This is a genomic window from Rhizobium sp. P1_E1, from assembly GCF_056406015.1.
On the sequence record NZ_JBFUAY010000183.1, the window covers coordinates 1 to 8,857 of the forward strand.

The 8,857-nt window shown below is 62.3% G+C and carries 10 protein-coding genes; 4 read left to right on the forward strand and 6 right to left on the reverse strand.

Annotated features, from left to right (window positions below; all coding sequences use genetic code 11):
• The first annotated feature begins 193 nt into the window (after positions 1-193).
• Positions 194-1,054, forward strand: a complete 861-nt coding sequence (locus AC1D1Z_RS30440) for a sugar phosphate isomerase/epimerase family protein (protein WP_477852591.1) — start codon at positions 194-196, stop codon at positions 1,052-1,054.
• A gap of 18 nt (positions 1,055-1,072) precedes the next feature.
• On the opposite strand, the gene betC is transcribed toward AC1D1Z_RS30440, so the two are convergent.
• A complete protein-coding gene (gene betC / locus AC1D1Z_RS30445) occupies positions 1,073-2,587 on the reverse strand; it encodes a choline-sulfatase (protein WP_446964737.1) in 1,515 nt (504 codons plus the stop codon).
• Positions 2,588-2,728: 141 nt separating this feature from the next.
• Here betC and AC1D1Z_RS30450 point away from each other — a divergent pair, with 141 nt between their 5' ends.
• The 3 genes from AC1D1Z_RS30450 (at position 2,729) to AC1D1Z_RS30460 (ending at position 4,847) form a co-directional block, all read left to right on the forward strand.
• The gene (locus AC1D1Z_RS30450; protein WP_477852593.1) at positions 2,729-3,631 is read left to right on the forward strand and encodes a choline sulfate utilization transcriptional regulator; all 903 of its coding nucleotides are present in this window, start codon (positions 2,729-2,731) and stop codon (positions 3,629-3,631) included.
• Between the two features lie 120 nt (positions 3,632-3,751).
• Positions 3,752-3,955, forward strand: a complete 204-nt coding sequence (locus AC1D1Z_RS30455) for a hypothetical protein (protein ID WP_018448564.1) — start codon at positions 3,752-3,754, stop codon at positions 3,953-3,955.
• A 100-nt stretch (positions 3,956-4,055) separates the two neighbouring features.
• Positions 4,056-4,847: an HpcH/HpaI aldolase family protein gene (locus AC1D1Z_RS30460; protein WP_018448565.1), complete on the forward strand. Its 792-nt coding sequence runs from the start codon at positions 4,056-4,058 to the stop codon at positions 4,845-4,847.
• A gap of 3 nt (positions 4,848-4,850) precedes the next feature.
• Here AC1D1Z_RS30460 and AC1D1Z_RS30465 read toward each other — a convergent pair whose 3' ends face one another.
• From AC1D1Z_RS30465 to AC1D1Z_RS30485, 5 genes are all read right to left on the reverse strand, one after another.
• Positions 4,851-5,531 (reverse strand): spermidine synthase, encoded by a 681-nt coding sequence (locus tag AC1D1Z_RS30465; RefSeq protein ID WP_113544389.1) that lies wholly within the window; start codon positions 5,529-5,531, stop codon positions 4,851-4,853.
• A 70-nt stretch (positions 5,532-5,601) separates the two neighbouring features.
• Complete coding sequence (locus AC1D1Z_RS30470) at positions 5,602-6,501, reverse strand: ABC transporter ATP-binding protein (RefSeq protein WP_477852595.1); 900 nt, start codon at positions 6,499-6,501, stop codon at positions 5,602-5,604.
• Positions 6,498-7,301: an ABC transporter ATP-binding protein gene (locus tag AC1D1Z_RS30475; protein ID WP_477852597.1), complete on the reverse strand. Its 804-nt coding sequence runs from the start codon at positions 7,299-7,301 to the stop codon at positions 6,498-6,500. The genes AC1D1Z_RS30470 and AC1D1Z_RS30475 overlap by 4 nt, the downstream gene beginning before the upstream one ends.
• Positions 7,298-8,176 (reverse strand): ABC transporter permease, encoded by an 879-nt coding sequence (locus AC1D1Z_RS30480; protein WP_477852598.1) that lies wholly within the window; start codon positions 8,174-8,176, stop codon positions 7,298-7,300. Before AC1D1Z_RS30480 ends, AC1D1Z_RS30475 begins: the two co-directional genes overlap by 4 nt.
• A gap of 1 nt (position 8,177) precedes the next feature.
• On the reverse strand, positions 8,178-8,857 hold a 680-nt coding region (locus AC1D1Z_RS30485; protein ID WP_477852600.1), incomplete at its 5' end, for an ABC transporter permease.

Consider the following 8,857-nt stretch of genomic DNA (forward strand, 5'->3'; position numbering starts at 1 on the left):
TCCCTGCGGCACCGGCGAGGCTGGCATGCCGGTCGGCCTGCTGCTTTCGGCCACCGCCCATCGCGATGAAGCGCTGCTGGGGATTGCTCTTGCCGCCGAGCCGGTCATCCGCGACGATTTTGCCTGAATTGGCAATTGAACCGGCCGGATTTAGTTGCCATTGATGGCATGAGGAGATCCCGGAGGAAAGCAAGTGCAGGTTTTGCAAAACGGACGTTTCGCGGTTTCGACATGGTCGCTGCATCGGCTGCTCGGCGCCGTTTATGCCTATAGCCCAGATCCTGACAAAAGTGTTGCGGCGAAAGAACCCTATGGCCCCGGCGCCGCGGCACTGATCGACGTGCCGGCGGCGCTCTCGGCGCGCGGCGTCAACCGGTTGGAGATCTGTTCCTTTCATCTGACGAGCCTCGATACCGCCTATATAGGCGAATTGCGTGACGCAATGGCGGCCTCGAACGTGCTGTTCCAGACGCTGCTCGTCGAGGACGGTGATCCGAGCCATCCGGAGACGGCCGAACGCGATGTCAAATGGATGGCGGAGTGGATTGACATCGCCGCAGCCCTCGGGGCGCAGAGGATGCGCGTCATTGCCGGCAAGCAGAAGCCGACGGAGGAAAACCTTACCCGCGCCGCCCGTCATCTGAACTGGCTGGCCGGAAAGGCGGAAGGCAGCGGCGTGCGCGTCGTCGTCGAGAACTGGTTCGATCTGCTGCCGTCGCCGATCGAAATGAACTGGCTGCTGGACCGGCTGGACGGCAAGGTCGGCCTCAACGGCGACCTCGGCAACTGGCCGGCGCCGGTCAAATATGAAGGCCTTGCCGACATCATGGGCCGGGCAGAAATCTGCCATGCCAAGGCCGATTACGGCGCTACCGGCCTCGATGCCGAGGATTACCGCACGTGCCTGGATATGTGCGAGAGGGCCGGTTACGCCGGTCCCTTCACGCTGATCTACGACTCGCCCTTCTTCCCGGATGAATGGGATGGCATCCTGCTGCAGAAGGCGTTCATCGAGGATTTCCTGCGCAAGGCGCCGGCGCGCAAGACGGCTTAAATCAGAAGTGCTTCTTGCTCATTCCTGGCGAGGGAACCTTTGGTTTTCCTCCAGCACGTTCAGATCCATGTGGTTGCGCATATAGCGCTCCGAGGCCTTCTGCAGCGGCTGATAGTCCCACGGATAATAGGCTCCATTGCGCAGCGCCGCATAGACCACCCAGCGGCGCGCCTGGCTTTCGCGCACGGCTGCGTCGAAATCGGAAAGGTTCCAGCGTCGTCCGGCCTGTTCGACAAGCCTTGCCAAGATCTCGGCATGCGCCGGGTCTGCCGCCAGATTGTCGAATTCCCTAGGATCGGTCTCGAGATCGAACAACATCGGTGGGTCCTTCTCGCAGAGCGAGAGCTTGTATCGTCCGTCCCGGATACAGACGAGCGGCGCTTCGGAACCCTCCGCGGCATATTCCATCGGCACAGGGCTGCGGCTGCCGGTGCCTTCGGCAAGCGCTGCGAGATCCTCGCCCTCGGTCCATGGTTTCAGCGAGGCGATATCGATCCCGGCAAGACCCGCCAGCGTCGGCGTCACGTCGAGGGTGGAGACGGGCTGGTCGATCCGTTTGGGCTTCCAGCCGGGTGCCGCGATCATCAGCGGAACGCGGGCCGATCCTTCGAAGAAGTTCATTTTGAACCAGAGGCCGCGATCGCCGAGCATGTCGCCATGGTCGGACGCGAACAGGATGATGGTGTTTTCGGCCATGCGGGTCCGTTCCAGGACGCCGAGAATGTCGCCGATCTTCTCGTCGACATAGGAGATATTGGCGAAATAGCCGCGCCTTGCCCGCCTGATTTGCTCATCGCTGATGTCGAAAGCGTCGTGATCGCAGGCTTTCATCAGACGCTGCGAGTGCGGGTCCTGCTGCTCGAAGGCAATCGGCGCAACCGCCGGGTCAAGTGCCGGGCAATCCTCATAGAGGTCCCAGAATTTGCGGCGCGCGACATAAGGGTCATGCGGATGGGTGAAGCTGACGGTCAGGCACCAGGGACGCTCGTCGTGTCCGCGCGAGAGATCGAACAGCTTGCGGGCGGCGTGGTAAGCGACCTCGTCGTCATACTCCATCTGGTTGGTGATCTCGGCAATCCCGGCGCCGGTGACTGAACCCAGATTGTGATACCACCAGTCTATGCGTTCGCCGGGCTTGCTATAGTCGGGCGTCCAGCCGAAATCGGCGGGGTAGATGTCGGTCGTCAGGCGCTCCTCGAAGCCATGCAACTGGTCGGGGCCGACGAAATGCATCTTGCCGGAAAGCGCCGTCTGGTATCCGGCAGCGCGCAGATGATGCGCATAGGTCGGAATGTCAGAGGCGAATTCGGCGGCATTGTCATAGACGCGGGTTCGGCTCGGCAATTGTCCGGACATGAAGGAGGCCCGCGCCGGTGCGCAGAGCGGGCTTGCCGTATAGGCGTTGGTGAAACGCACGGAACGCTCGGCCAATGATTTCAGATGCGGCGCATGAAGGAAATCGGCCGGGCCGTCGGGAAAGAAAGTGCCATTCAACTGATCGACCATCAGGATGAGGATATTCGGACGCGCCATGTGACATTGTCTCCTGGGATCTCAAAGGTCGGGGAAGGTCCTGCTGAAGGGGCACCCCTTGCTATTTGCAGATCTTATCAAAGCCAGTATCATCATGCTTGTAAAGCTGGCTTTTTTTGATCGTTGCCTAAAGGAATTTTTATGTCAGACCGCCGGCCTGAGCTTGGGTGGATGCGCATCTTCGCGGAGGTCGCAAGGCTCGGCAGCTTTTCGGCCGCGGCGGCAGCTCTCGGCCTTACGCAGCCTGCCGTCAGCTATCAGATCCGGCGGCTGGAAGAGCAGTTCGGTGTGATCCTGCTGCGCCGCCAGCATCGCGGCGTCGAGTTGACCGCGGAGGGCGAGCGGCTTTTCCAGGTCGCCGCCAAGGCGGTCGGCGACATCGATGCCCTGGCGCGCAGCTTCCGCACTGAGGCTCAAAGGCCGGTCGTCAGACTGAGAACCGACTATGCTTTTTCAGCGCTTTGGCTGATTCCGCGCATGCATGGCTTTCGCCAGCTTCACCCGGAAACGGATATACAGATCGTCGCCACCCAGAGGCTTGAGCCCGGCTTTCGTGACGATGGAGATGTGGTGGTGGTTTTCGGCACACGGGCCGAATTCAGCGCCATCGGATCGCTTCTGCTRCAGGAAAAGGTCGTGCCCGTCTGCACGCGAGGATTTCTCGATCGCAACGGGCCGTTCGATGATCCGCAGCAGCTTGCCAAGGCGATCCTGATCCATCTCGATTCGCCGACGCCATCGCCCTGGTTCGATTGGCGAAGTTATCTTGCCGAATTCTCCGTTACTCGCGATCTCCATGCCGGCCGCGGCGATGTCAGCTTCAACACCTATTCGCTGGTCGTCCAGGCCGCTCTCAGCGAGCAGGGCGTGGCGATCGGCTGGATGGGGCTGGTCGATACGCTTCTCTCTAAACATATGCTGGTGGAAGCCGGGCCGCCGCTCGAGGCACGCGACCGCGGTTACTGGCTGATACCGCCGCGATCGGCAAATATTCACAGCGAGAGGCTCAGCACCTGGCTGGTGGATGAAGTCGGCAGGACCTGACATTCAGACCGAGGCCGGTGTGTCATTGCATCCGGAATATGTTCGCGTTCAGGAGAGAAGTCTTGTCATGACCGACGCCGATCGACATTGTGGCATCGATTCATAGGGAAGGGCCGAAGCATGTCGCGAACCGTCGGATACGTCGTTGGACTGCTCATGATCCTCTTGGGACTGATCTGGATCGCACAGGGAAGCGGTTATTTTCCCTACCCGTCATCCAGCTTCATGATCAACCAAAGCATCTGGGTTCTCTGGGGAAGCATCATGGCTGTCGCGGGGCTCGCCGTGACGGTCATTATTTCACGGCTGCGCCGGAGAGGATGAGCCGGCAACCCGTACATGGCTTTGAGGGAATTCGGCATCGAAGAGTTCCCCGAGGTCAAATATCTGGCCGCTGGCGGCCTGTCGAATTGAGGAGAATGGCATGAGCGCAGCTGAAATCGACGGCTTTGCGGACCGGATCAGGCAACACCGCGGCGGCATGATCTCCGCCTGGATCGGGATTCCCGACGCCACGCTCGCCAATCACCTGGCGCAGGAGGCCTTCGACACCATCGTGCTGGATATGCAGCACGGCATGTGGGACATGCCCTCGGCAGCGAACGCCGTCGCCCAGGTGCGGCTTGCCGGCAAGCCAGCGCTGGCGCGCATACCGGTCGGTGATTTCGCTTCCGCCTCGCGCCTGCTCGATGCCGGAGCCTCCGGCATCATCGCCCCGATGATCAATTCGGCCGAAGACGCGCAAGCCTTCGTCAAGACCACCAAATACCCGCCACTTGGTGACCGCAGCTGGGGACCGTCGCTGGCGCTGAACCATACCGGCCTGTCGGCCGATGATTATCTGAAAAACGCCAACGCGCTCACCGTCGCCATCGCCATGGTCGAGACCCGGGCAGCACTCGAGGCGATCGACGACATTCTCGGCGTTGCCGGCATCGATGGCATCTTCATCGGTCCTTCCGATCTTTCGATCGCCCTGTCGAACGGCGACCAGGTTGCGCCGAACGCCGCCGAGATCGACAGCGCCATGCAGCATGCGGTTTCGCGCTGCCGCGCCCACGGCAAATTCGCCTGCGCCTTCGCCGGGGACGGCGAGCGGGCCGGCGAGCTGCTGAAATTCGGCTTCGATCTGGTCATTGCCGGTGCCGAGACAGCGCAGCTGCGCTCCGGCGCTCGCCGTGCCATCAATGCCGCCCGGAGGATTGCTTCTGCTTGAACGTCATTTCGCCGGCTTGACCGCCAGCCAGATGACGTGCCGGGCGCCGCCGCGTTTGCCGTTGGCGCGTGTGTTGACCGCATCGACGGAAAAACCGCTGTCCTTGAGACGCCGCGTGAAATCGGGGTCCGGACCGGACGACCAGACGGCGAGCACGCCGCCGGCGCGCAACGCCTCGCGGGCGGCGCGAAGGCCGGCGAAATCGTAAAGCCGGTCGTTGGATTTGCGGGTCAGGCCATCAGGGCCGTTGTCGACATCGAGCAGGATCGCATCATAGGCGCCTTTACCGGAACGGATCGCCTCGCCGACATCGCCCTGATGGATGCCGACGCGCGGGTCGTCGAGGCAGCCCTGGAAAACCTCGGCCATCGGCCCGCGTGCCCAGGCGATCACGGCAGGCACCAGTTCGGCGACGGTGACGCCGGCATCTTCGGGAAGGACGGTGAGGGCGGCGCGCAGGGTAAAGCCCATGCCGAGCCCGCCGATCAATATCCTTGGCTTCGGGTGCGCCTTGATTCGTTCCCAGGAAAGCGTCGCCAGCGCTTCTTCCGAGCCGCTGAGACGACTGTTCATCAGCTCGTTGGCGCCGAGCATGATCGAAAATTCGCTGCCGCGCTGCTTCAGCCTGAGTTCGCCGCTTTCACCGGGAATGGTCGCGGAATCGAGCTGGATCCAGGGCAGCATGACGATTTTGCCTCATATGAAAGAGACCGTCCCCTAGCATAGGGCACGCGAGGAGGCCAGCAAGCCGGCCTCAGATCATCCGCATAAAATGATCCTGCTCGAATTCGATGATGTCGCCCTGCGGCACGGCCGAACGGCGGCGGATGTCCTCCACCTCGTCGGGCCTCAGCCGGGCCTTAGGGTCGTCGAAGCGGACATCCGGATCGGGTACGGCCGAGAGGAGCAGACGGGTATAGGGGTGCAGCGGATTGTCGATCACCTTGGCGACGCTGCCCCATTCGACAATCTGGCCGGCATACATCACGGCGATGTCGTCGGCGACGTAACGGGCGGTGGCGATATCATGGGTGATGTAGAGCAGACCGAGATTCATCTCCTGCTTCATCTCGTTCAATAGGTTCAGCACGCCGAGGCGCACCGAGACGTCGAGCATCGAGGTCGGTTCGTCGGCGACGATCACCTCCGGCTTGACGGCCAAGGCGCGAGCGATGTTGACGCGCTGGCGCTGGCCGCCGGAGAGTTCATGCGGATATTTTGGCGCGACAAGATCGGGATCGAGCCTGACGCGCTGCAGCAGTTCGCGGACCGCGACGTCGATCTCGGCCCCCTTGATCTCCGGTCGATGCAGCTTCAGGGGCCGCCGGAGATGATGGGCGATGGTGTGGGCAGGGTTCAGCGAGGCGAAGGGGTCCTGGAAGATCATCTGCACCGAGCGGCGGTAACGGGCGATCTCAGCGGATTTCGCCGCCTCGACAGGCCGGCCCTTGTAGAGAATCCGGCCGGATGTCGGCAGATATTCGCGCATCGCCATGCGGGCGCAGGTGGTCTTGCCGCTGCCGGATTCGCCGACGAGCGCCAGCGCCCGCCCGGCATGCAGCGAAAACGAGATGGCGCGCGCCGCATGCACGGCTCCGGAACCATGGCCGAAGGCCTTCGTCACCTGGTCGAGTGCGAGAATGGCGTCTGTCATAGCAGCACTCCTCCATGCAGCGAGGGGAAGGAGGCCCAGAGCTTTTTCGTGTAGTCATGCTTGGGCGTCCTGTAGATCGCCTCGGCCGTGTTCTGCTCCACCAGCTTGCCGGCGAGCATGATGCCGATGCGGTCGCAGAACTGCACCATCAGCCCGAGATCATGGGTGATGAACARCACGGAAAAGCCGAAGCTGCGACGCAGTTCGTTGATGCGCTGCAGGATTTCGCGCTGGACGACGACGTCGAGCGCCGTCGTCGGCTCATCCATGACGACGAGCTTCGGATCGAGCGCCATGCAGATGGCGATGACGATGCGCTGGCGCATGCCGCCGGAAAACTGGTGCGGATAGTCTCGCATGCGATCCGGCGCGATATCGACGAGCGTCAGCATCTCGGCGGTGCGCTCGCGGGCTTCCGCGCGGCTCATGTTCTTGTGAGTGCGTAGCATGTCGTAGAATTGCGTCTCGATGCGCAGCACCGGGTTCAGCGAGTTCATGGCGCTCTGGAAGACCATGGCGACCTCGCGCCAGCGGAACGCACTGAGCGCCTGCCGGTCGAGGCCGAGCACGTCGCGGCCATCGAGCAGGATGCGGCTTTCCTTGCGGATCAGCGCCGGTGGCTTGTGCAGGCGGCTGATGGCAAAAGCGATGGTGCTCTTGCCGCAGCCGGATTCGCCGGCAAGGCCGAAAACCTCGCCGGGTGCGACATCGAAGCTGACATCCTTGACGGCGCGGAAATCCTTTTCCTCGCCGATATAATCGATGGTGAGATTTCTCACCGAGAGCAKCGGCTGCGTCACAGGCGGCCCTCCCCGGAACGGACGAGCAGGGACCAGCGCTTCAGATGATTGCCGGTGCGCAGCCGTGGATTGGCGATCTCGTCAACGGCGAAGTTCAGCAATGACATGCCGATGCCGAGGAAGGCGAGCGCGAAGCAGGGGGTGAGAATATCCCACCAGGCGCCGACCGAAAGGGCCGAGGCCTTCTGCGCGTTGTAGAGCATGGTGCCCCAGGAGATCGCTCTCGGATCGCCGAGGCCGAGGAATTCCAGCGTCGCTTCGGTGATGATCGCGAAGATGACGCTGCCGATGAAATTGATGCCGACGATAGAAATCACGTTGGGAAAGATCTCGAATGTCATGATGCGCCATTGCGGCTCACCCATCATCTCGGCCGATTTGACGAAATCCTTCTGCTTGACGGAGAGCGTTTCGGCACGGGTGACGCGTGCGCCCCAGGCCCAGGAGGTGGCGCCGAGGATGAGGGCGATGACGAGGGGGCTTGCCTGGCCGATGAAGGCGGCAAGCACCAAGAGCAGCGGCAGGTTCGGAACGACCAGCACCATATTGGTGAAGAAGCTGATGATCTCGTCGGTCTTGCCGCCGCGATAGCCGGAGATGATGCCGAGTGCCGTGCCGACGAGCGTGATCAGCAGGCCGGCGCCGAAGCCGACGGCAAGCGAAGTGCGGGCACCGTAGATCAGCCGGGCGAAGACATCCTGGCCGATGCGCGTGGTGCCGAGAATATGGTCGAGTGACGGCGCCTGGTGCGGTCGTCCGGTGYGGGCAGCCGGGTCGTATTGCGTCAGGAGGGGCGCTGCGATCGCGACGAGGACGATGAAAGCGATGATGACGAGGCCGATCAGCGCCTTGCGGTTTTGAAGCAGGTTCTTCATCTCATGCTCCCTTCAGCCGCGGGTCGAGCAGCACATAGCTGACGTCGACGATAAAATTGGCGATCAGCATGGTCGCGGTCATGATGAGGAGCTGGCCCTGGATGACGGGATAGTCGCGGGCGAGGATCGCCTGATAGAGAATATTGCCGAGGCCGGGATAGTTATAGACGACCTCGGTCACCAGCGAACCGCCGAGGATGGTGCCGATGGCGATGGCAAGGCTGGAGACGGTCGGCAGCAGGGCGTTGCGCGCCGCATACCAGAGCATCACATGCCGGTCGGAAAGGCCCTTGGCGCGGGCCATGACGATATAGTCCTCGCCGAGCAGGTTGATCATGTTGTTGCGCATGGTGACGGTGAAGCCGCCGATCAGCACGGTGCAGAGCGTCACCATCGGCAGGATGCCATGATAGGCGAGGCTGCCGATATATTGCAGGCTGAAGGCCGGATCGAGTGATGGGTCGGCGGCATAACCGTTCGGAAACCAGCCGAGCGTGAAGCCGAAGGTGAAGAGCACGATCAGCGAGGTGACGACGGCCGGCACCGAGGTGGCAAAAATCGCGCCGACGGAGACGATGACATCGAACTTGCTGCCGCGACGCCAGGCGGCGACGATGCCGAGGAGGGTGCCGAGCGCGAAGCTCACGATCGTCGCGGTGCCCATCAGGCCGACCGTCCAGA